We start from the raw sequence: 20708 nt of genomic DNA, 5'->3' as shown, positions 1-20708 counted from the left end.
ACCACGTCGGCCGCTCACCCACCGAAGCAGCACGGGCGCCCCCCCCGGAGGAGGGGGCGCCCGGCGGGCGGGTTCAGGACGCGTTCGGGCCGACGTCGGCGGGGGTGAGCGGGCGGCGGACGGGGGCGAGGGCGGAGTACTCGTCGGCGCCGACGTCGCGGGCGGTGCCGCGCGCGTGCCCGTCGGCGTCCTCGGCGAGCGCCAGGGAGCCGAGGGTGGCGGCGTCGACGGCCGGGCTGCCGGCGGTGAGGCGGTGGACCCCGTCGGCGTCCTTGCGGAGCAGGGGGTCGACGCGGCGGAAGCCGGCGGACGGGATGGTGCCGTTCGCGGCCGGGCCCCACAGGATGTTGCCCTGCCAGGTGAAGCCCTCGGCGCTGCCGAGGTCGACCAGGCTGCCGGCGGAGGCGACGAGGACGTTGTCGGCGACGACGACGTCCCGGGGCCCGTAGGTCCGGCTCTCGCCGGAGAGCGTCGCGGCGTTGCCGACGAGCGTGTTGTGCGCGATGACGGCCCGGTCGCAGGCGTCGTTCCCGCGCCGCTCCTCGGTCGTCTCGCCCTCGTGGTGGTCGCGGGTGGTGCCGCTGCCGATGACGATGCCGCGGGAGGTCGTGCCGGAGATGTGGTTGTTCACGACGACGTGGTCGTTGCCGTAGAGGCGGATGCCGTTCGCGCCGCCGAGGACGTGGTTGCCGGCCACGGTCGTGATGTTGCCGTGCCGCAGGACGATGCCGCCCTTGCTGTCGCGGAGGGTGTTGTAGCGGATGGTGTTGCCGGAGGACTTGACCGAGATCGCCTCCGGGTCGCCGTCGCACCGCTCGAAGAGGTTGTACTCCACGAGGGCGTCGGCGACGGACAGGGCGCGGTGGCTGACGCCCAGGCGGATCGCCTCGCCGCCGTTGGCGCCGGTGTACGAGTGGTCGGCGAAGTAGTTGCGGAAGATGTGGGTCCGCTGGGCCATGGTGGTCGTGCCGGGCCCGTCGACGACGAGGAAGATCCCCTGGGAGCTGCGGTGGTGGAAGTAGTTCCGGTCGATCTTGGCGTCGTCGCCGCGCACCGTCAGCCAGTCGAGCCCGGCGCTGTCGGCGAGCTTGAAGTCGTTGCGCGTCAGCCGGATCCGGGAACAGTCGGCGGGGATGGCGAACGTGCCGGTCTGCCGGAACGCGAAACCGCTGATCGTGATGTCGGCGGACGCCGAGAGCACGAATCCGACCGGCCCGTTGAGCACGGCACCCCCGCGGCTCGCCGACACGATCGTGATGGGCGCGGCCGTCGTCCCCCGCTTGCCGGCGATCCGGATGCCGGACGAGGGAACGGTGTACGAACCGTCCGCCAGCACGATGCGGTCACCGGGTACGGCGGCGTCGATCGCGCTCTGCAGCGCGGCGACGCTGCCGACGTTCACGGTCCCGGCCGCCGCGGCCGTCCCCTGCGCCGCCCCGACGACGGGCACGGCCAGAGCGGCGGCCGAGCCCATCAGACTCCCCTTGAGAAACGTACGTCGTCGCATGATCCAAGCCTCCTGAAGTGGTCCCCTCCACCCTGCCCCCGACCCCTGCCGTCCCACTGACGCCTCACTAACGCCCCAGGGCGGCGGTGTCCGTGCCGGGGTCTAGGGTGCTGACACATGAAGATCGAATCCCTGCTCGAAGAGCTGTCCAGTGACGATCCCGTGCGGGCCGGGGCCGCCGCCGAGGAGGTCGTGGCGCGGGGCGAGGAGAGGGTGCCGGACCTGCTGGCCGCGGTCGCCGGGATCAAGTCGACGCCGCCCCTCAGGCCCTACGTGCGCGCCCTCGGGCTCATCGGGCCCGTCGCCTTCGACGCGGTGGTCGCTGCCTGGCGGCGGGAGGAGGTGTCCGGCTGGCTGGCGAACCGCCTCCTCGCGGGGTTCGACGAGCGCTGCGCCGACCGGTACGCCGAGCTCGCCGCCTCCCCGAAGTACGGCGTCTCGGGCGAAGGGTTCGCGGGACTCCTGCGGCTGAGCACCGACTCCGACGCGGGACTGCGGGCACTGGTGACGTGCTACGCGCGCGGCGGCGCCGTCCCGTACAAGGCGGACGACTACGCCCGCGCCCTGCACGACACCTTCCGGCCCCGGCTGCGCGCCCTGCGCCGCGACCCCGCCACGCCGCCGCACCTCCGGCGCGGCGCCATGGCGGCCCTCGTCGCGGGCGGCGGAGCCGAAGCGCTCGACGACCGCGACCGCGCCACCATCGAGCGGCTGATCCGGGTGAAGATCCCGCACGAGACCCCGGCCGTCCCCGACAACGGGCTGAGCGGCTGGTGGATGGCCGTACCGGCGGACTCCTACGAAGGACTCTTCGACGCCCTCGACCTGCACGACCGCCGCCCCGTCACCTGCGCCGCGGGCATCGCGGCCGCCGAGGGACGGCAGGTACGGGTGCCCGGGCAGGGGGACGGCGACCGCGAGCGCTCCGTGGGCCGGGTCTTCGTCACCCCGGAGCTCGACGGCTGGCGGCTGGTCTTCGGCGACTACGCCCTCCTCGTCGGCGACGACTGGTACGACATCTCCGACACGCTGGAGCGGCTCAGCACGCACTGCGGACAGGCCCAGTTCTTCTTCCTGGACGACGCCGGCGGCTCCGACGTGTGGATGGTCGCCGAGAACGGCCGGGTGATCCGCCAGTTCGTCGCCGAGAGCGACCCCGAATGGGAGGGCGACCCGCTGCCCTGGGAGACCCTCGCGACCGACGAGCCCGACTACGACCCGGAGTACGACGACGCCCCGCCCAACGCCGGTACCCTGGGCGCCCGTTCCGCCTGCGCCCACCTCTCCGTCGACCCGAACGGGGTCGGACCGGACACCCGGGTGAGCGGCCACGGCTGGCTGGCCCTCACCGCGCCCGGCGTCGGACACGGCGCCTTCCCGGGACGACTGCCCCTCTGACCCCGAGGCGCGTCCGGCCCCGACGGCCCCCGGACCGGGACACGCCTCGGGTTCAGGGGCCGTCGCCCAGGTCCGGCTCGTACGCCAGCTCGCGGACGTCCGGCTCCGGGTGGCGGCGCAGGGCGAGCACGGCCGCCCGGCACGGCTCCGGCCAGCCCTGCCGGGACCCGAGGGCGGTCGCGAGGGCCGCGGCGAGGAGACCCCGCACGAGGTCGCCGCTGTCGCCGAGGGTCCGTACGGCGGCGAGGACGGCGCTCGGGTCGTCGAGGCGGGCGCGGTACCGATGGGCCTCGTCGAGGTTCTCGGCGGCGGCCGCCGCCAGAACCGGCCGGCCGGCGACGGCGCCCACCAACTCGTCCAGGGACGACGCTAGTTCGACCTCGGTCGAGGCCATGTCGACCGCGTGGACGAGGAGTCCGACACGGGTGGCCGTCGCCAGCGGCTCGTCCGCGAGGCGCCGGGCGAGCGCCGCGCAGTCCCGGGGTTCCTGCCGCGGCGACGACAGCAGGGAGCGCAGCCTGCGCAGCGCCGGCAGGTCGCCGCCCCGCCCGCCGCCCTCCGGCTCACCGGCCGCGACGCGCACCAGCAGGCGGTCCACCGTCTCGCCCAGCAGGCTGCCCGGCGCCACACCGCCGAGGGGGTGCGGGAGCCCGGAGGCGGACAGCTCGTTGAGCGCGGAGCCCACCGACCAGAGCCCGCCCGGCCTCGTCACGTCGGTGTAGACCGTCACGAGCGCGTCGCCCGCCTCCGGCGCGTGACGGGCCCAGTGGGCGAGGCCGGACAGCGCGCGGTCCGCCGTCCGCTCGTCGTCGGCGAACGCCAGCCGGGCGACCAGCGCGCCGAACCGCCGCCGGTGGGCGCGCGCCGGCTCCGCCGGCCCCACGCCCAGGACGGCGAGCCGCGCCGGTTCCGGCCCCTCGGCCACCGCCGCCTCAAGGAGGGCCCACATCTCCTCGGCGGGCAGCAGCGCCGTGGCGAGGCCCACGACGGTGGCGTGCACGTCGGGATGGACCCCCGGCGTCCGGCCCACCCGGGACAGCAGCGCGATGGCGGCGGCCGGGGGGAGGTGCCGGACGGCGAGCCGCGCGGCGGCCTTCCGGACGGTGACCTTCACCCCCGCCTCACGGGTCAGGACGGTCCGGAGCAGGGCCGCGACCTCGGAAGGGCGGGCGTGGAGGGCGGCGCGGCCGGCGGCCGACCAGGCCGCGACGGCCCGGTCGTCGCCCGCGAGGTCGAGCAGGAGGGGGAGGGCCGACGCCGGATCGTCGGTGTGCGCGGCGGCGTCGAGTGCGGCCGCCGCGAGCGTGGGCTCCACGGGAGAGCCGTCCGTCGGCGGCGAGGCGTACCGCCGGAGCAGCGCCCGGCCGTGGACGGGGACCGGCGCCACCGCGCGGAGCAGCGCGGCCCGCTCGTCGACACCCCGGTCGGGGTCCGCGACGGCGGCCGCCGCCAGCCGGACGGCGGCCTCCTGCTGCCGGGGCAGCCACCGGTCGGCGTGCCGGAACGGCGGCAGCGCCCGTGCCGTCCCCGCCACCGGGAACCGGCCGCCGGGGTGCGGGGACGGCGACAGGGCCGGGTCCAGGAGGTCCGTGCGCTCCGCGGCGACGACGGCGAGCACCGGGGGCAGGAAGACCGCCGAGGGCTCCCGGTCCAGGAGCCCGGCGACACGGAGGCCTCGGGCCGCGGGATCGGCGAGCCAGGCGGCGGCGACCTCACCGAAGCTTCCCTCCGGGCAGACGGCCAGCGCCTTCTCCAGACGGTCCTGCAGCTCGGGGACGCCGTACGCGCGGCGTCCGCAGGACGCGACCAGGGCGAGCAGCGGCGCGACGTCGCCACGGGCGGCGCTCCGGTCCAGCCACGGGCCGAGCGCGCCGGCCACCGCACGCACCCCGTCCGCGCGCAACGCCCCTTCGAGCGAGCCGAGTTCGACCGTCCCGGTGTGCGTCGTCAGGGCCTCCAGGAGGCGCGCGGCGAGCGCCACCGGCGCGGTGGGAGTCGCGCCGCAGAGCAGCGTCACGGCCAGCTTGCGGATCGTGTCGCGGGTCATGGAGGAGCAGTCCCGGGCCCGCAGGGCGTCCCGGCAGAGCCGCTCCAGCGAGCCGGTGCCGTCGGTGTCGCGCGCGACCGCGGCGAGCAGCAGCGGGGCGGGGACCAGGGCGAAGGAGTCGAGGACGTCCTGGCGGACGGGGTCGCGCTCGTTGGCGAGACGGCCGGCGGCGTGGTCGAGGACCGCGGCGACCTGCTCCGGGTCACGGCTCAGGGCGGCGTTGAGGATCAGCCGGGACCAGGCCGTACAGCGGTCGTCGGCGTCCCCGGCGGCGAGGGCGGCCCGCAGCCGGGGGCGCGCCTCGGCCGGCGGGAACAGGACGAGCAGGTCCTGGACGTCCCCCGCCGGGCCGTCCTCGGCCTCGACCGCGTCGACGGCGGCACGTGCCCGGGCGTGCCGCTCGGCCGCCGGCAGCAGGCCGAGCACGCCCGTGTGGGCCCGGACGTTCCGGCGCGGCGGAGCCACGGCCACGACCGCGTCCAGGAACGCGCCCCGGCGTGCCGGCGGCAGCGACCGCAGCAGGGTGAGGAAGGCGCGGCGGTGGAACCACAGCGCCCCGAGGGCGGGCAGCGACGGCGGGTCCGCGGCCACCAGCCGGCGCATGACCGCCGGACCGGGCGTCCGCTCCCAGCGCCCCGCCGCCCGGTCCGGGTCGGTGAACCACCGCACCACGCGCTCGGGGTCCACCGCGACGAGTTCGGCCAGCCGGTCGTGGACCGGACCCGGGAGGTCGCCGGGGCCGTACGCCTCCAGGAGTTCCAGTACGCGCTCCGGCGCCGCGGGCAGCGCGGTGGCGATCCCGGTCGCGTACCGCTTCCACCACGCGGCGCGCGACCAGCGGGTGAGCGGGGCGAGTTCGCGTGCGGCGTGGTCGAGCACCGCGATCGGGTGCCGCCGGGCCAGCGTGCTCCAGTCCTCGTACTCCAGGACGCCCGCGACCTCGGGCAGCAGCCGCGCGGCGAACTCCGTGGAACACCCCGGCAGCAGCAGCGCCGCGTCCCGGTCGCCGTACTCGGCGCGCACCCGCGGCACGAGCCGCTCGGCGAGCGAGGCCCTCCGTCCGTCGCGCAGCAGCCGGGCGAGATCGGCGCGGACGACGGCGGGGGCGTCGGCGTAGGCGTCCTCGACGGCGCGGTCGAAGGAGTCGTCGGCCGCGGCGAGGGGCAGGCGGTGGGCCCGGCGGAGCGCGTACCGGCGGACCACGGGATCGAGGTCGCCGAGCCGGGCGAGCAGGTGCGCGGTGTCCCCGGCGGCGAGCGCCGCCAGCGCTCCCAGGCGCCGCTCGTACGCGCCGAGCGCGTCCAGTTCGGCGAGCAGCGGGCGCAGGTCGCCCCGGGCGGCCAGTCGGTGCGCGGTGACGGCGGTGAACCGGAGCCGGGCGGCGTGGGGCAGGGGTTCGAGAGCGGCGAGCAGATCGCCGGCGGTGGAGATCATCGCCGGCATTGTGCCCGACGGCGTCGGCCCGGGCCCAGCGAATATCGCGCCCCGGCGGAGGGCGGAGAGCGCGACGGGCGAACCGATCACGTCGATGTCGGATTCCTGCCGGACAGTGGCGGCCGGTCCTGCTTGGCTGACCTCCATGACCAGCAACGCACCGCACGGATCCGCGCTCTTCCGCTCCCTCCACACCGCCGCCCGCCCGCTCGCGCTCGCCAACGCCTGGGACGCGGCCAGCGCCCGGATCGTCGAAGCCGCGGGCGCTCCCGCGATCGCCACGACCAGCGCCGGGGTCGCCTGGTCGCTGGGAGCCCCCGACGGGGACCGGGTCTCCCGGGACCTCGCGCTGGACGCGGTCGCCCGGATCGCGGCGGCGGTCGCCGTGCCGGTGAGCGCCGACATCGAGGGAGGCCACGGCCGGAGCCCCGAAGAGGTCGGGGACACCGTCACCCGCGTCCTGGAAGCAGGTGCCGTGGGCGTCAACATCGAGGACGGCACCCGTCCGCCGGGCACCCTCGCCGCCCGGATCGAGGCCGCGCGCGCCGCCGCGGGCCGGGCGGGCGCCGACCTCTTCGTCAACGCCCGGGTCGACACCTACCTGCTGGGCCTGGGCGACCCCGTGACCCGGCTGCGGGAGACGCTGGCCCGGGCCCGGTCGTACGTCGACGCCGGAGCGGACGGCATCTTCGTCCCCGGCGTCACCGACCCCGACCTCATCAGGTCCCTCGCCGAGGCCCTGACGGTCCCCCTCAACGTCATGGCGGGCCCCGGCGCACCCTCGGTGCCGGAGCTGGCCGCGCTGGGCGTGGCCCGCGTCAGCCTCGGCTCGGGCATCGCCCAGTCCGCCTACGCGGCGGCCCGGGACGCGGCGCGCGAGCTGTACGGCGAGGGCGTGTACGCGCCTTCGCTGCGGCGGGCCTTGGACTACACGGAGATCAACGACCTTTTCGACAGGGCGGGTTGACGGCGCCGCCGGCGTCGGAGCGCGACGAGGGGGCCCATGCGGGGGACCCGTGGGGGCGGAGGAACCGACGCGAGGACCGTTATGCTGCCTCGACCCCGTGGCCAGGAAGGAACCCCGCATGAGCAGCGCCGTCCCACCGTTCCCCGCTCGGATCGAGCTGTCGGGAGAAGGGCTCGTCCTGCGCGACTGGACGGAGGCGGACGTGTCCGCGATGCCGGACCTCTTCGAGGACCCCGACGTCGCGTACTGGACGCCGATCGTCTCCCCCTTCGACGGGCAGGCCGCCTCCGCGCGCGTGGAGACGGCCCGGAAGCTGCGGTCGGAGGGCAGGACGATCCTGCTCGCGATCACCGTCGACGGCGGCGCGCCGCTCGGCGAGGTGATGCTGCGGCGCCTCCCGGACGGTGCGGAGCTCGGTTACGCCGTCGGCCCCGCCCATCGCGGCCAGGGCCTCGCGGGACGCGCGGTGCGGATCATGACCGCGTACGCCTTCGAGCAGCTCGGCCTGGAGCGGGTCGTCCTGGAGCTGGAGGCCGAGAACGCCGCCAGCGTCGCCGTGGCCACCAGGACGGGCTTCACCCTCCTCGACGTCCCGCTGATCGAGGGCGAGGAGAAGGGCCGCCCCTTCGTCCTCCAGACCTGGGGCCTGTCCCGGGACCCCGAGGCCTCCTGAGGGCCCGGGGGATGGCCCTCCCTCCCGACGAGGCCGTGCTCGACGCGCTGGACGCGTACCTGGAGGCGCGCTGGGACGGCGTCGTCGAGCAGGCTCCGGCGGTGCCCGGGCACCGGGCGGGGGAGGGGGCGCTCGCCGGGTGGGTACGCGGACGGCTCCGGGCCCTGCCGTCCGGCCCGACCGGGGACTCCGCGCTCCACGCGGGCACGCTGCTGCGGGAGTTCCGGAGCCGGCGCTCCGCCTGGAACGCCGCCGCGCTGCGGCTGCTCGACGACACCTACACCTTCGTCGCGACGGGCCCGCGGCACCACGACGACTGGGCGCACGACGTGCGGGCCGTGATGCACCGGTCGGTACGCGACCCACGCGGCTGGATCCGGCTGGACGGCGACCGCGCCGGCGACGTCCGCCACACCCTCCCCGCGTACCCCTTCGACCCTCCGCCCGCGTCCGGCTTCCCCGCCCGCCTCCGCCCGGTGGACGCGGACGCGGCGGTCGGCGCGCTCGCCGTCATGGCCGAGGAATGGCAGGGGGAGCACGCCCCGGTCCGCACCCGCCCCGACCGCGACGCCCTCCTGGCGGACGCCCGCACCCTGCTCGACCGGTACGGTCCCGACGCCCGGTACTGGACCAACGCGACCGCCGACGGGGGCTCCGACTTCGTCGCGGCGGGCCTCGCGGGCACCCGGTCCCACCCCTTCGTCACCGGTGCGTACGTCGGCGGCCTGGACCTCCTCGACGACCTGGGTCTGATCGCGGTGAGCGCCGACGAGGTGGGCGTCTTCTGGTCCGTCGGCGCGTACTGACGACGCACGCCTGCCCTCCTCGTTCGGCGAAAACGCGTCGACAGCGGCCACACGCATCGGAAATGCTGCGCCCGATGACCAGAACCGATGACACACCGCCCGCGTGGGACGAGCGCACCCAGCTCACCACGTTCCTCGACTACGCGCGGGACACCGCCGTCGCCAAGTGCGAGGGAGTCTCCGAGGAGAACGCCCGCAAGGCGCTCCTCCCGCACTCGCCGCTCATGACCGTGAGCGGGCTGATCAACCACCTGCGCTGGGTCGAGTACTACTGGTTCCAGGTGGTCTTCCTGGGCGAGGAGGACGAGGGCCCCTGGACCGAGGAGGACCCCGACCGCGAGATGCGCGTCGCGGTCGACTTCCCGCTCCCCCGACTGCTCGACGAGTACGCCGCGCACAGCGCCCGCTACCGCGAACTGGCCGCCGCGCACGCCCTGGACACCAAGGCCGCCCGGCCCGTCCGCGACGGCCTCCACGTCGACCTGCGCTGGATCCTCCTCCACCTCACCGAGGAGACGGCCCGCCACAACGGCCACCTGGACATCCTGCGGGAGATGCTCGACGGCACCACCGGCTGCTGATCCCCGCCGGTCCGGCGCCCTGCCGTGCGGCTACGCCGCCGCCGGGGGCCGGTCCGGGAGCCGGACCGTGACCACGAGGCCGCCGGCCGGGCGGGCCACGAGGTCCAGGGTGCCGCCGTGTGCCCGGACGACGCTCCGCACCAGCGCCAGGCCGAGCCCGACACCGGCGTGTTCGTCGGTACGGACGCGGTCCGTGCCGCGCCGGAAGGGCTCGGTCAGGGTCGGCACGAGCTCCGCAGGGAGCACGGGCCCCGTGTTCTCGACCCGGACGAGGCCCGTGCCGTCCCGCGCCTCCGTGTGGACGGTCACCGTGCCGCCGACGGGCAGGTTGTGGACGATGGCGTTCTGGACGAGGTTCGTCATCATCCGCAGCAGGAGCTCCGGCGAGCCGCCGCCCCGCGTCGCGCCGCCGGTGACGTCGAGCGTGATCCCGCGCTGTTCGGCGAGCGGCAGCAGCGTCTCGGCGGCCTCCTCCGCGACGAGCGAGAGGTCGACGGGCACGCGGGCGAAGCCCCCGCGGTCGCTGCGGCTCAGCAGCAGAAGGGCCTCCGTGAGGTCGATCGCCCGCCGGTTGACGACCCCGAGGCGTTCGATCAGCTCGTCGCGGTCCCGCGTGGGGTCCTCGCGGGCGACGTCGAGGAGCGCCTGCGAGACGGCGAGCGGCGTGCGCAGCTCGTGCGAGGCGTTCGCCGCGAACCGCCGCTGCTCGTCGACGTGCGACTCAAGGCGCCCGAGCATCGTGTCGAAGGCGTCGGCGAGCTCCCGGAACTCGTCCTGGCGCCCTTCCATCCGGATCCGGTGCGAGAGCGATCCGCCGCCCGCCGCCCGCGTCGCGGCCGTGATCCGGTCGAGCGGCGCGAGCATCCGGCCGGCCAGGAACCAGCCCCCGACGACCCCGAACACCAGCAGGAACCCCAGCGCCACGGCCGCCGCGGGGAAGAAGGTCCGCACCAGGAGGTAGCGGTTGGGCGAGACCCCGAGCAGCCCCTGGTCCTTGTCGGGTACGTACCGCAGCAGGTACACCCACACCACGGCCAGCAGCAGCGCCCCGGCGACGGCGAGGAACCCGGCGTAGCTGAGCGTCAGCCTGAGCCGGACGCTGAGCCCCGGACGCCTAGCCACGCGGGCCACCGCCCCCGGCGGGAGCGCCGGCCCCTCCGGGTGTCCCGGCGCCGGTGTCGATGCGGTAGCCGACGCCCGGCACCGTGGCGATGACCCACGGCTCGCCGAGCCGCTTGCGCAGCGCCGAGACCGTGATGCGCACGGCGTTGGTGAACGGGTCGGCGTGCTCGTCCCAGGCACGGGCCAGCAGCTCCTCGGCGCTGACGACCCCGCCCTCGGCGGCGACGAGGACCTCCAGGACCGCGAACTGCTTGCGGGTGAGCGCCACGTACCGTCCGTCGCGGAAGACCTCCCGGCGGAACGGATCCACCCGCAGCCCGCCGAGCTCACGGACCGGCGGCCGGGCATGCCCCCGCCTGCGGTCGAGCGCGCGCAGCCGCATCACGAGCTCCCGCAGCTCGAACGGCTTGGTGAGGTAGTCGTCGGCCCCGAGGGCGAAGCCGGACTCCTTGTCGTCGATCCGGTCCGCGGCCGTCAGCATCAGGATCGGGATCCCGCTGCCGGACGCCACGATGTGGCGCGCGACCTCGTCGCCGGACGGCCCCGGGATGTCGCGGTCGAGGACCGCGAGGTCGTAGGAGTGGAGCCGGAGCAGCTCCAGGGCGGTGTCCCCGTCGCCCGCGACGTCGGCGGCGATCGCCTCCAGACGGAGCCCGTCGCGGACGGCCTCGGCGAGATACGGCTCGTCCTCCACGATCAGTACGCGCATGCCCGAAGCCTAGGCAACCCGGCCGGTCCCGGCCGCGACCGAGGCCGCGCCCACGGGCGCGCCCGCCCCCGGCCCCGGCCCCGTGCGCGTACGCCACCAGCGGCGGGACGCCAGTCCGGCCAGGACGGCGCCGGTGGCGTTGAGGAGGACGTCGTCCACGGACGTCACCCGGTCGAGGCGCAGGACGTACTGGGCGGTCTCCACCAGCACCGAGCAGCCCGCGCCCAGCGCCAGGACCCGCGGCAGGGTCGCCACGGCGGCGGACCGGACCGGCGCGAAGAACCCGAGCGAGGCGAAGACCAGCAGGTTCCCGACGATCCCGAGCGATCCCATCACGGCCAGGTCCCGCAGCGGCACCAGGCTCACCCGGGGCGGTACGACCCCGGCCCCGCCGCCCGGGATCAGCGTCATCCACAGGAACGGCAGCGTCCCGTGCACCATGCCCACCTCGGCCAGCGACAGCCGCCACGCGGACGCGACCCCCGCCGCCCGCCGGCGCCGCGCGAGCCCCCACGCCACGAGGACCGTCGCCGGCAGGGTGACCAGCGTCATCAGCACGACCCCGTTGAACGTCCCGAAGCACCGCTGCCACTGCCCGGACAGGCACATCGGCGCGCTCATCAGGAGCGGCCCCCGTACGACGAACAGGCCGCCCGCCACCAGCACGGCGGCGAGGGCGGCGAGGCAGAGGCGGACGATCCGGCGCGTGTCGCTGTACATGACGCCCATCGAACAGGGAGGGCGGTTGCGGCGGCGTATGCGGTTTTCGATACGCGCACGATACGGAGGCGGACCCCGGGGCCCGCCGGACGTGCGCCCCGCCGTGCCCGGCCGGAGCGAGCCGTGCTTCGGCGTGCGCCTCCCCGGGGGCCCGCCGGTCCTGGAAGGCTGACGCCGTCCGAAGGTCACCACCAGGGAGGGGAAGGCGTGGCGACGACGCAGTCCAGGTGCGGAGCGCTGACGGAGAAGAACACCAGGTGCCGGCGGCTGGCCATGATCGGGGCCTCCCGCTGCGACCGGCACCGCGGCGACTGGTCCCCCTACACGATCGAGCGGCGCAAGGAGGCCGAGCGCGAGGCGAAGCGCAAGGCGACGGCGAAACGCGGCGCCTGACGAGGGGGCGGGTCACCCCCGGGGGGTGGCCTGCAGCCAGGTGATGCGCGTGAACGTCACCGACTCGGGGTCCCCGGCGAACCACTCGACGAGCACGGGCCGGCCGGGGACGTCGAGGTCGAAGACGTCGCCCCACTCGTCGATGGGGCCGGCCCCGGGCGGCACGGTACCGCGCTCGTGCGCGGCGGTGACGGCCGTGAGGGTCCGTACGGTCGCGGAGAAGGTCTCGGGTGCCTCGGCGGACATGGCGGCGAGCACGGCGGCCGCCTGCTCGCTCAGACCGTGGTTCACCAGGCCCCGCTCAGCGAGGCGAGGACGTCGTCCAGGGGCCGGACCCGCACCCGGCTCCCTTCGCCGACCCGCAGCGCCCCCGCCTGGGCGCGGTCCGCGTCGCTGCGCCGCGTGTCGGCGACGGCCCGCAGATGCCACCGCTCCATCACGGCCAGCTGCGCCTCCCCGGCCTCTGCGGCCAGCAGCTCCTCCAGGAACGGTCCCTTGCGCCCCGGCGCCAGCGCCGCCGCGATCGCGTTGGCGGTACGGGGAAGACCCGGCTCGGCGGACCCCTCGGCCCCACCGGGCCCGCCGCCACGGGACAGGGTGCCCATCGCGGACCCTCCTTCCGTTCGGACGCCGCCGTCTGACGGGGCGTCGACTCCCTGCCTCCACGGTAGGGCAGCGGCCCGCGACCGAGGGAGCGCGCGCGGGCGCGTCGGGAGCGCGGTCGGCGGGGCGCGGGCTGCCAGAATGGCCTCGCCCGGTGTGGAACGGCTGTCGAACCCGTGACTGAGGTGGATTTCTGATGCGCAGTGTGACCTATTCGATGGGCGTCTCGCTCGACGGCTACATCCAGGACGCGGACGGCGACATCAACTGGGGGGAACCGGACGAGGAGGTCTTCCGCTTCGCCATCGAGGAGACCCGGAGGGTCGGCGTCCACCTGCTCGGCCGGCGGCTGTACGAGACGATGCTGTACTGGGAGGGCATGGAGCAGGACCCGACGCTCGACCCCCCGACGCGCGAGTGGGTCGAACTGTGGAACCCGCTGCCCAAGGTGGTCTTCTCCCGGACGCTGACCGAGGTGCGGGGCCGGGCCCGGCTCGCCGGCGGCAGCCTGGCGGAGGAGATCGCACGGCTGCGGGCGGAGCCGGGGGAGGGCGAGATCGCCCTCGGCGGCGCGGCCCTCGCCGCCGAGGCCGCCGCCGCGGACCTGATCGACGAGTACCGGATCAGGGTCTCGCCGGTGCTGCTCGGCGACGGCACCCCCTTCTTCGCCCAGGACGGACGCAGGGTGAAGCTCGAACTCGTCGAGTCCCGCACCTTCCGCTCCTCACAGGTCGTCTACCTCCGCTACCGCGTGGCGCGCTGACGGCGCGGGCGACCGGCCCCGGATACGGGAGGAGCGAGGAGGACGAAGGAGGACGAAGAAGGGTGGCGCACGTGATGCAGGCCGTCCTGGAGGTCTCCGTGCCCGAGGGTTTCGCCCTGTGGCCGGTCGCGGAGGCCGACGCGTCCGGATTCCTCGCGCTGGGCGGCGGGCTCTCCCCGGCGCAGGTCGGGACGGCCGTCGCGGCGCTCGCCGCCTGCAACCGGCCGGCCGACGAAGGCGATGAGGGCGACGACCGGCCGCCGCACGCCGCCGTCGGAACCTTCCTGCGGGGGCTGCTGTCGTACGACGAGGTCTTCGCCGCCGGAGGCCTGCGGGTCATCGACCCCGACACCGGCGCCGGCTTCGCTCCCGGCTGCTGCGACGGGCTGGAGGACTGGCGGGACTGGTACCGGCTCGTCGACGGGGACGGGTCGCTCGGTTTCGGGCACGAACCGGTGGCGCCGCTGGCGGAGCGGTACGGCGACACCCTCCGGCTCACCGTCGACGCCGAGCGGGACGACAGCCCGGTGATCGAGCTGCCCGCCCACGCGCTGCGCGGCATGCTCGCGGGAGTGGAGAGGGACCTGACCGCGTTCCTCGGCCTGGCGGTCGCGTGGGCCGCCGTCCACGCCCCGGGTCAGGACCGCGCCGTCGTCGCCGCCCTCGCCCGCGCCCTCGACGTTCCGCCGCCGCCCGGGCGGACCTGACGGCCCGTCCGGGCGGCACGTCCGCCTGTCGGACGCCTGTGCGATCATGCGAACCGAGCCATCGACCACGGGGCGAGCGGGAACGGGAGTGCGTGTGAGCAGGGCCGGGGGGCAGGACGGGTCGTCCGTGTCGGACGAGGAGTGGGAGCGGTTCCTCCGGGACGCGGAGGCGGGAGCGGGCAGCGCGCCCGTCGAGCCTTCGGCACGGGCCCGCGAGACCGAGCGGCGGCTGCGGGACGGCGCCGGGCGGCCCGAGGGGTGGCGCACCTACACGCCCGCCTCGCCCCGGCCCCGGCCCCGGCGCAGGACCGGCTGGTACGCGACCGGGCTGGTCGCGGCCGTCGCGCTGCTGGCCGTCGCGCTCTTCCCGCAGCGGATCGCGGGCTGGTTCGGCGGCGACTTCGGGCAGGACGCTCCGCCCCTCGCCGCCGAGACCGGGCGGCCGCAGGAGGCGCCGGGGGCCGAGCCGGCCCGGAGGGCGACGCAGGCCGAGCCCTTCCGGGGTTCGCCCGCCGCCCGGTGGGCCGACGGTGCGGCCGGGATCACGGTGCCGGCCGCGAAGGCGACCGGCTGGATGGACGCGGCCCAGGTCGCCCAGGCCCTCGGACGGAGCCGGGACTTCCTGGTGGCCGCCGGGCTCGACCCCCGCGTCCTGGGCGGCGCGCGGCCCACCCAGGCGATCACCCTGCTCAACCCGCACCAGAAGGACGTCAAGGAGTACCTCCGTACCGCCCTGTCCGCCGGGACGCCGACGCCCGACACCGATCCGCTCCTCCTCTTCAGCCGCTTCCGGCCGGATCAGGCCCGGCTGGTCGGCGACGTCGTCAAGACGCGGGGCCGGCTCACGTACCGCGAGGGGAAGCACGGCGCGGTGGAGGTGACGGCGGACGTCACCTTCGTCTACCCGGTCACCCCGGCCACCGCCGACGGCGACGGCGAGGTCATCCGCACGATCGCGCGGCGCCAGATCGTCATGAGCTGGGACGACCCCGACAAGGTCGTCACCGAACCGGGCACGATGAGTCTCGTCTCCTACGCGCTCGACATGACCAACGGCGGCTGCGACGCCCCCACGGGCTACTTCGTGCCGCCCTTCGGCAGGGCCGCCGACGACGACGCGGGGTCCACCGACGCGTCCCGGCAGGTCGACCCGTACGACCGCACCGCTCCGCTCGACCCGAACGGCGGGACGGGCACGGCGGGCGACGGGTGCGCCACCGCCACCCGTTCCTGAGTGCGCCCCACGGCGTCCCAACATGAGGATTTCCGGAGACAATTCACCTCTGTGACCAGGGTGTTGACTTCCTACTGAGCGGTACCGATGATCGCGGCCATGGCAGCTACCACGGACCCGCTCCCGACGTTCCCGCCCGGCTTCCTCTGGGGTGTCTCCACCTCCGCCCACCAGATCGAGGGCGACGTCGCCGGACGCCGCCCCTCGGTGTGGGACGCCTTCAGCGCCGAACCCGGGCGGATCCGGGACGGCTCCACCGCGGACACCGCCTGCGACCACGTGGCCCGCTACCGCGAGGACGTCGGCCTCATCCGCGACTTGGGCGTGGACGCGTACCGCTTCTCCGTCTCCTGGCCGCGCGTCCTCGCCCCCGGCGGGCTGGACTTCTACGACCGGCTCGTCGACGAGCTGTGCGCGCAGGGCGTCCGGCCGGTGCCCACCCTCTTCCACTGGGACCTGCCGCTGGAGGTCGAGGAGGCCGGCGGCTGGCTGGAACGGGACACCGCCCACCGCTTCGCCGCGTACACCGCGACCGTCGCCGAACGGCTCGGCGACCGCGTCCGCACGTGGATCACCCTCAACGAGCCCGCCGAGCACACCCTCCTCGGCCATGCGCTCGGCGCCCACGCGCCCGGCAGGAAGCTGCTGTTCGACGCGCTGCCCGTCGCCCACCACCAGCTCCTCGGCCACGGCCTCGCGGCCGGCGCGCTGCGGGCCGCCGGTGCCACGGACATCGGGATCGCCAACTCGCACGGACCGACCTGGCCCGCCTCCGACGGCCCGGCCGACACCGAGGCCGCCGACCTGTACGACCTCCTCCTCAACCGGCTCTTCGCCGACCCGCTGCTGCTCGGCCGCTACCCCGACGGCTTCGGCGAACTCATGCCGGGCGCAGACGTGGACGCCGACCTCAAGACGATCTCCGAGTCCACGCTCGACTGGTACGGCATCAACTTCTACCAGCCGACGAAGGCGGGCGCGCCCGCCGCTGAGGACGTCGAGTTCTCCGGACTCACCCTGCCCGCCGGACTCCCCTTCTCCGTACGGCCGATCGAGGGCTACCCGCTCACCGACTTCGGCTGGCCGGTCGTCCCCGACGCCTTCACCGAACTCCTCCTCTCCTTCCGCGCACGGTACGGCGACCGCCTTCCCCCGCTGATGATCACCGAGAACGGCTGCGCCTACGAAGGCCTCGACGACCAGGCCCGCATCGCCTACCTCGACGGGCACCTGCGGGCCCTGCACCGGGCCGTCGAGGCGGGCGTCGACGTCCGCGGCTACTTCCACTGGTCGCTCATGGACAACTTCGAATGGGCCGAGGGCTATACGAAGCGGTTCGGCCTCGTCCACGTCGACTACGCCACCGGGGAGCGCACCCCGAAGGCCTCGTACACCTGGCTGCGCGACGCGCTGAGAGCGCAGCGGGGATGACGGCGCTCGCCCTGGAGGAGCCCGCGGAGCGGGTCGGACGCGGGTGGACGGCCGCGCTGTCGCTGGCCAACGGCGCGATCTGGGTCGGCTGGTACGGGCCTCTGCAGATCCTGCTCGCCCAGCAGGCCGAGCGGTTCGCGCCCGGCACCGGACTCTCCAAGGAATCGCTGCTCGCCTGGGTGACCGGTGTCGGAGCGGTGGTGTCGCTGGCCGCGAACCCGCTCTTCGGCGCGCTGTCGGACCGGACCGTGTCGCGGTACGGGCGGCGTACGCCGTGGATCGTGGCCGGCACGGTGGGCGGCGTGCCGGCCCTGCTGCTCCTCGGCTCGGCGGACGCCGTCGGGACGCTGTTCCTCGGCTGGTGCCTGGTGCAGTTGACGCTGAACGCGGCCTTCGCCGCGGTCACCGCCGCCGTCCCCGACCGGGTGCCGCGTGCCCAGCGGGGCGCGGTGGGCGGCTGGCTCGGCGCCGCGCAGCTCCTCGGTGTCGTCGCCGGCACCGGCCTCGCGGCGGCGGCCGGGGGAGTGGGCGCGGGGTACGCGGCCTGCGCGGTGTTCACCCTCGTCGGCGTCGCCCCGTACGTGCTGCGCCACCCGGACCTGAGGCTCGCCCCGGCCGACCGGCCCGCCTGGTCCTGGCGGGGCTTCCTTGCCGGTTTCCGGCTGAGCCCCCGCGCCCACCCCGACTTGGCGTGGGCCTGGCTGACCCGCTTCCTGGTCAACCTGGGCAACGCGCTCGTCCTCCTCTACCTCTTCTACTACCTGCGCGACCGGCTCCACCACCCGGACCCGGAGACCGGCGTCCTCGTCCTGACGGCCGTCAACGGCGTGACCCTCCTCGCCACCGTCGTCGTCGGCGGCGTCTGGTCGGACCGCGTGGGCCGGCGCAAACCGTTCGTCCTGTGGTCCGGAGTCCTGATGGCGGTGGCGACCGGCCTCCTCGCGGGCTGGCAGACCTGGCCCGGCGCCCTCGTCGCCGCGGCCCTCCTGGGCGTCGGCTTCGGGATCTTCACCTCCGTCGACTTCGCCCTGATGACGGACGTCCTCCCGACGGCCGCCGACCGCGGCAAGGACCTCGGCGTCATCAACATCGCCAACTCCCTCCCCCAGGTCGCCGCCCCGGCCCTGGCCGCCCCGCTCGTCAACCACCTCGGCGGCTACCGCACCCTGTACGCCGCGGCGGCGGCCGTCGGCCTGCTGGGCGCGCTGCTGGTGCGGCGCATCAGGGCGGTGGACTGACGGAGCCCGCCCGGTCCGACCGTTCCCGGTCCGCGCTCAGCGGTGTTCGGGGTTCTCGAAGTCGAACCGGCAGCCGGCGTCCCATTCGGAGCGCTGGTTTCCGTGGGCGGGGATGCCGCCGGCGTCCTTGAGCATCCTCGCCAGGTGGAGCTGGTTCCAGGTCATGAAGGTCGTGTTGCGGTTCGTGAAGTCGTTCTCCGGCCCGCCGGAGCCGGGGTCGAGGTACGACGGGCCCGGGCCGGCCGGGCCGACCCAGCCCGCGTCGGCCTGCGGCGGCAGGACGTATCCGAGGTGCTGGAGGCTGTAGAGGACGTTCATCGCGCAGTGCTTGGCGCCGTCCTCGTTGCCGGTGATCAGGCAGCCGCCCACGCGGCCGTAATAGGCGTACTGACCCTGCTCGTTGAGGATCGACGAGCAGGCGTACAGACGCTCGATCACCTTCTTCATGACCGAGGAGTTGTCTCCCAGCCATACCGGCCCCGCCAGGGTGAGGATGTCCGCGGCCATCACCTGCGAGTAGACGACCGGCCACTCGTCCGTCTCCCACCCGTGCTCCGTCATGTCCGGCCAGACGCCGGTCGCGATGTCGAGGTCCACCGCCCTGAGCACCTCGACCCGCACGCCCTGGCGCTCCATGATCCCGGTGCTGATGTCGATCAGCCCCTGTGTGTGGCTGCGCTCCGGGGAACGTTTCAGGGTGCAGTTGATCACCAGGGCGCGCAGGTCGGAGTACGACGTCGTCGGGTCCGGCATGGAATCCTCCTTCATACGCTCCGGGAGTCCGGACGCGAAGGCGCCGGAGAGCTCCCGGTACAGCTCATCAGGCATGCGCGCGGGGCGCTCGCGGAGCTGGGCCGGTCGCCTGACTCGGGGTCCGCGCCGCGCGCGGGGCGGACGGCGGGTGGTTCTGTCCCGTTGACGCGCGGTTTCCGTCGATTCCTCGGGTGGGGAAGGGTGTTCGGTTTTCGCCTTCCCCTCCGTCGAAGCCCTTGTCGAGGCCGTCCCGCCTCTCTAATGTGAACCTTCAAATCCAGGGGAGACCGCATGCCTGGTCCTTTGAGGGATCAATTTTGAACGATCAAATTCATTGGTCGGCACCCCGCGTGCCGCTGCCCGGCTACCTCGACCACGCGCGCGTCGGCCCGCTGTCCCGACCGGCCGCCCGCGCGCTGGCCGGGGCGAACGGGCTCGCCGCACGCATGGCGCCCGCCGACCTGGACCGGCTGTTCGCGCTCGGCGACGCGGCCCGGGCATCCGCGGCCCGGCTGCTCGACGCCCGGCCGCACGAGGTCGCCCTCGCCCCGTCGACCAGCAACGGCCTCTTCACCGTGGCCGCCGCCCTCCAGGGGCCGGGGACCGTGCTCGTGCCCCGGGGCGAGTTCCCCGCCAACGTCTACCCCTGGCTGCGCTTCGAGGGGCGCGGCGGCCCGGACGTCCGGCCGGTCGAGCCGGACGGGGGGCGGCACATCACGCCCGAGTCGCTGCGACGCGGGCTCACCTCCGACGTCGTCGCCCTCACCGTCAGCGCCGTCGACTCGCTCACCGGACACGTCGCGCCGCTCGCCGCGCTCAAGGAGGTCCTCGGGCCGCGCAGGCTGCTGATCGTCGACGCCATCCAGGGGCTCGGCGCCGTACCGCTCGAAGCCGAGGCCGCCGACGTCCTCGTGAGCGGCGGCCAGAAGTGGCTGCGGGCCGGCTGGGGCGCCGCCCTGCTGCTGATCCGCGACCGGTGCGGGGCGCGGCTGTCGCCCGGGCTCGGCGGCTGGGCCGGCGTGGCCGAGCCGTTCGGGGACCGGCATCCGGCGCCGCCCCTCCCCGGAGCGGCGGCGCACCTCGCCACCAACCCGGACTTCCCGGCCGCCGCCGCTCTCGGCGCGGCCCTCGACGACCTCGCGGGCCGGGGCGGGCCGACCGCCGTCGGTGCCCGGATCCGCGCCACCCTCGCCGAGCTGCTCGACCGGGCCGAGCGTGCCGGGGCCGAGGTGCTGCTGAAGGGACTCGGCCCCGCCGAGCGGGCCGGCATCGGCACCTTCCGCCTGCCCGGGCACGACCCGGCGGCCGTGCACCGGGCCCTCGAAGCCGCCGGTGTCGTCACCACCCGCCGCGGCGAGTGGATCCGGCTCTCCCCGCACGCCTCCACCCCGCCCGCCGCGGCGGACCTGTTCGCCGAGGCCCTGGCGCCGTTCGCCCGGCCCGCGGGCGGCGCGCGTACGGCCACCGCCCACCCCGCGACTCCGGAGTCCGTGACCCCCGACCCCGCGACCCCCGACCTCGCGGCGCCCGACCCTGCGACCCCCGACCCCCCGAGGGCGAGGGCCACCGCCGAGGCCGGGACCATCAGCGGCAGGCACAGCACCAGCGCCCAGCCGATCACC

20 protein-coding genes are annotated in these 20708 nt (G+C 75.3%); 12 read left to right on the top strand and 8 right to left on the bottom strand.

The annotated features are described in order from the left end of the window. Positions 1 to 73: 73 nt before the first annotated feature. Positions 74 to 1507: a polysaccharide lyase 6 family protein gene (locus AB0E19_RS14995; protein WP_362178822.1), complete on the bottom strand. Its 1434-nt coding sequence runs from the start codon at positions 1505 to 1507 to the stop codon at positions 74 to 76. 117 nt (positions 1508 to 1624) lie between these two features. On the opposite strand from AB0E19_RS14995, the gene AB0E19_RS14990 reads away from it, so the two are divergent. Further along, the gene (locus AB0E19_RS14990; protein ID WP_362178818.1) at positions 1625 to 2905 is read left to right on the top strand and encodes a hypothetical protein; all 1281 of its coding nucleotides are present in this window, start codon (positions 1625 to 1627) and stop codon (positions 2903 to 2905) included. Positions 2906 to 2957: 52 nt separating this feature from the next. On the opposite strand, the gene AB0E19_RS14985 is transcribed toward AB0E19_RS14990, so the two are convergent. Beyond that, positions 2958 to 6386 (bottom strand): hypothetical protein, encoded by a 3429-nt coding sequence (locus AB0E19_RS14985; protein ID WP_362178815.1) that lies wholly within the window; start codon positions 6384 to 6386, stop codon positions 2958 to 2960. A gap of 145 nt (positions 6387 to 6531) precedes the next feature. Here AB0E19_RS14985 and AB0E19_RS14980 point away from each other — a divergent pair, with 145 nt between their 5' ends. The 4 genes from AB0E19_RS14980 (at position 6532) to AB0E19_RS14965 (ending at position 9413) form a co-directional block, all read left to right on the top strand. Beyond that, complete coding sequence (locus tag AB0E19_RS14980; protein WP_362178812.1) at positions 6532 to 7353, top strand: isocitrate lyase/phosphoenolpyruvate mutase family protein; 822 nt, start codon at positions 6532 to 6534, stop codon at positions 7351 to 7353. Positions 7354 to 7471: 118 nt separating this feature from the next. Beyond that, on the top strand, positions 7472 to 8026 hold the full coding sequence (locus AB0E19_RS14975) for a GNAT family N-acetyltransferase (protein ID WP_362178808.1): 555 nt from the start codon (positions 7472 to 7474) through the stop codon (positions 8024 to 8026). 11 nt (positions 8027 to 8037) lie between these two features. Further along, entirely contained in the window at positions 8038 to 8832 is a 795-nt protein-coding gene (locus AB0E19_RS14970; protein WP_362178803.1) for a hypothetical protein, read from the top strand. Between the two features lie 74 nt (positions 8833 to 8906). Beyond that, positions 8907 to 9413, top strand: coding sequence for a DinB family protein (locus AB0E19_RS14965; protein ID WP_362178800.1), 507 nt, complete (start codon positions 8907 to 8909; stop codon positions 9411 to 9413). Positions 9414 to 9443: 30 nt separating this feature from the next. Here AB0E19_RS14965 and AB0E19_RS14960 read toward each other — a convergent pair whose 3' ends face one another. The 3 genes from AB0E19_RS14960 to AB0E19_RS14950 are packed head-to-tail and all read right to left on the bottom strand — an operon-like array spanning position 9444 to position 11964. Further along, positions 9444 to 10535 (bottom strand): HAMP domain-containing sensor histidine kinase, encoded by a 1092-nt coding sequence (locus tag AB0E19_RS14960; RefSeq protein ID WP_362178797.1) that lies wholly within the window; start codon positions 10533 to 10535, stop codon positions 9444 to 9446. Next, on the bottom strand, positions 10528 to 11244 hold the full coding sequence (locus AB0E19_RS14955) for a response regulator transcription factor (RefSeq protein ID WP_362178794.1): 717 nt from the start codon (positions 11242 to 11244) through the stop codon (positions 10528 to 10530). The genes AB0E19_RS14960 and AB0E19_RS14955 overlap by 8 nt, the downstream gene beginning before the upstream one ends. 9 nt (positions 11245 to 11253) lie before the next feature. Then, positions 11254 to 11964 carry a VanZ family protein gene (locus AB0E19_RS14950; protein WP_362178791.1) on the bottom strand — a complete coding sequence of 237 codons (711 nt, stop codon included), beginning with the start codon at positions 11962 to 11964 and terminating at the stop codon, positions 11254 to 11256. Between the two features lie 207 nt (positions 11965 to 12171). Here AB0E19_RS14950 and AB0E19_RS14945 point away from each other — a divergent pair, with 207 nt between their 5' ends. Next, entirely contained in the window at positions 12172 to 12357 is a 186-nt protein-coding gene (locus AB0E19_RS14945) for a hypothetical protein (RefSeq protein ID WP_362178788.1), read from the top strand. A gap of 12 nt (positions 12358 to 12369) precedes the next feature. On the opposite strand, the gene AB0E19_RS14940 is transcribed toward AB0E19_RS14945, so the two are convergent. Together AB0E19_RS14940 and AB0E19_RS14935 are read right to left on the bottom strand one after the other, a co-directional pair. Further along, positions 12370 to 12648 (bottom strand): hypothetical protein, encoded by a 279-nt coding sequence (locus AB0E19_RS14940; protein WP_362178785.1) that lies wholly within the window; start codon positions 12646 to 12648, stop codon positions 12370 to 12372. Next, positions 12645 to 12962 (bottom strand): hypothetical protein, encoded by a 318-nt coding sequence (locus AB0E19_RS14935; RefSeq protein ID WP_362178782.1) that lies wholly within the window; start codon positions 12960 to 12962, stop codon positions 12645 to 12647. Before AB0E19_RS14935 ends, AB0E19_RS14940 begins: the two co-directional genes overlap by 4 nt. Positions 12963 to 13156: 194 nt before the next feature. On the opposite strand from AB0E19_RS14935, the gene AB0E19_RS14930 reads away from it, so the two are divergent. The 5 genes from AB0E19_RS14930 to AB0E19_RS14910 all read left to right on the top strand — a co-directional run bounded on the left by AB0E19_RS14930 (position 13157) and on the right by AB0E19_RS14910 (position 18333). Then, positions 13157 to 13723 carry a dihydrofolate reductase family protein gene (locus AB0E19_RS14930; protein WP_362178779.1) on the top strand — a complete coding sequence of 189 codons (567 nt, stop codon included), beginning with the start codon at positions 13157 to 13159 and terminating at the stop codon, positions 13721 to 13723. Between the two features lie 62 nt (positions 13724 to 13785). Next, positions 13786 to 14430 carry a hypothetical protein gene (locus tag AB0E19_RS14925; RefSeq protein WP_362178776.1) on the top strand — a complete coding sequence of 215 codons (645 nt, stop codon included), beginning with the start codon at positions 13786 to 13788 and terminating at the stop codon, positions 14428 to 14430. 127 nt (positions 14431 to 14557) lie between these two features. Further along, a complete protein-coding gene (locus AB0E19_RS14920) occupies positions 14558 to 15664 on the top strand; it encodes a hypothetical protein (RefSeq protein WP_362178773.1) in 1107 nt (368 codons plus the stop codon). Between the two features lie 87 nt (positions 15665 to 15751). Beyond that, a complete protein-coding gene (locus AB0E19_RS14915; protein ID WP_362178770.1) occupies positions 15752 to 17095 on the top strand; it encodes a GH1 family beta-glucosidase in 1344 nt (447 codons plus the stop codon). Further along, positions 17092 to 18333, top strand: coding sequence for an MFS transporter (locus AB0E19_RS14910; protein ID WP_362178767.1), 1242 nt, complete (start codon positions 17092 to 17094; stop codon positions 18331 to 18333). Before AB0E19_RS14915 ends, AB0E19_RS14910 begins: the two co-directional genes overlap by 4 nt. Positions 18334 to 18369: 36 nt before the next feature. Here AB0E19_RS14910 and AB0E19_RS14905 read toward each other — a convergent pair whose 3' ends face one another. Then, positions 18370 to 19086: a flavodoxin family protein gene (locus tag AB0E19_RS14905; protein WP_362178764.1), complete on the bottom strand. Its 717-nt coding sequence runs from the start codon at positions 19084 to 19086 to the stop codon at positions 18370 to 18372. Between the two features lie 317 nt (positions 19087 to 19403). On the opposite strand from AB0E19_RS14905, the gene AB0E19_RS14900 reads away from it, so the two are divergent. After that, positions 19404 to 20708, top strand: a 1305-nt coding sequence (locus AB0E19_RS14900) for an aminotransferase class V-fold PLP-dependent enzyme (RefSeq protein WP_362178761.1), incomplete at its 3' end; no start/stop codon positions are given.

This window comes from Streptomyces sp. NPDC047974 (assembly GCF_040653375.1).
Lineage (GTDB): Bacteria > Actinomycetota > Actinomycetes > Streptomycetales > Streptomycetaceae > Streptomyces.
Note: the sequence above shows the minus strand (reverse complement) of the source record. Positions and strands in the feature narration are given on the sequence as shown.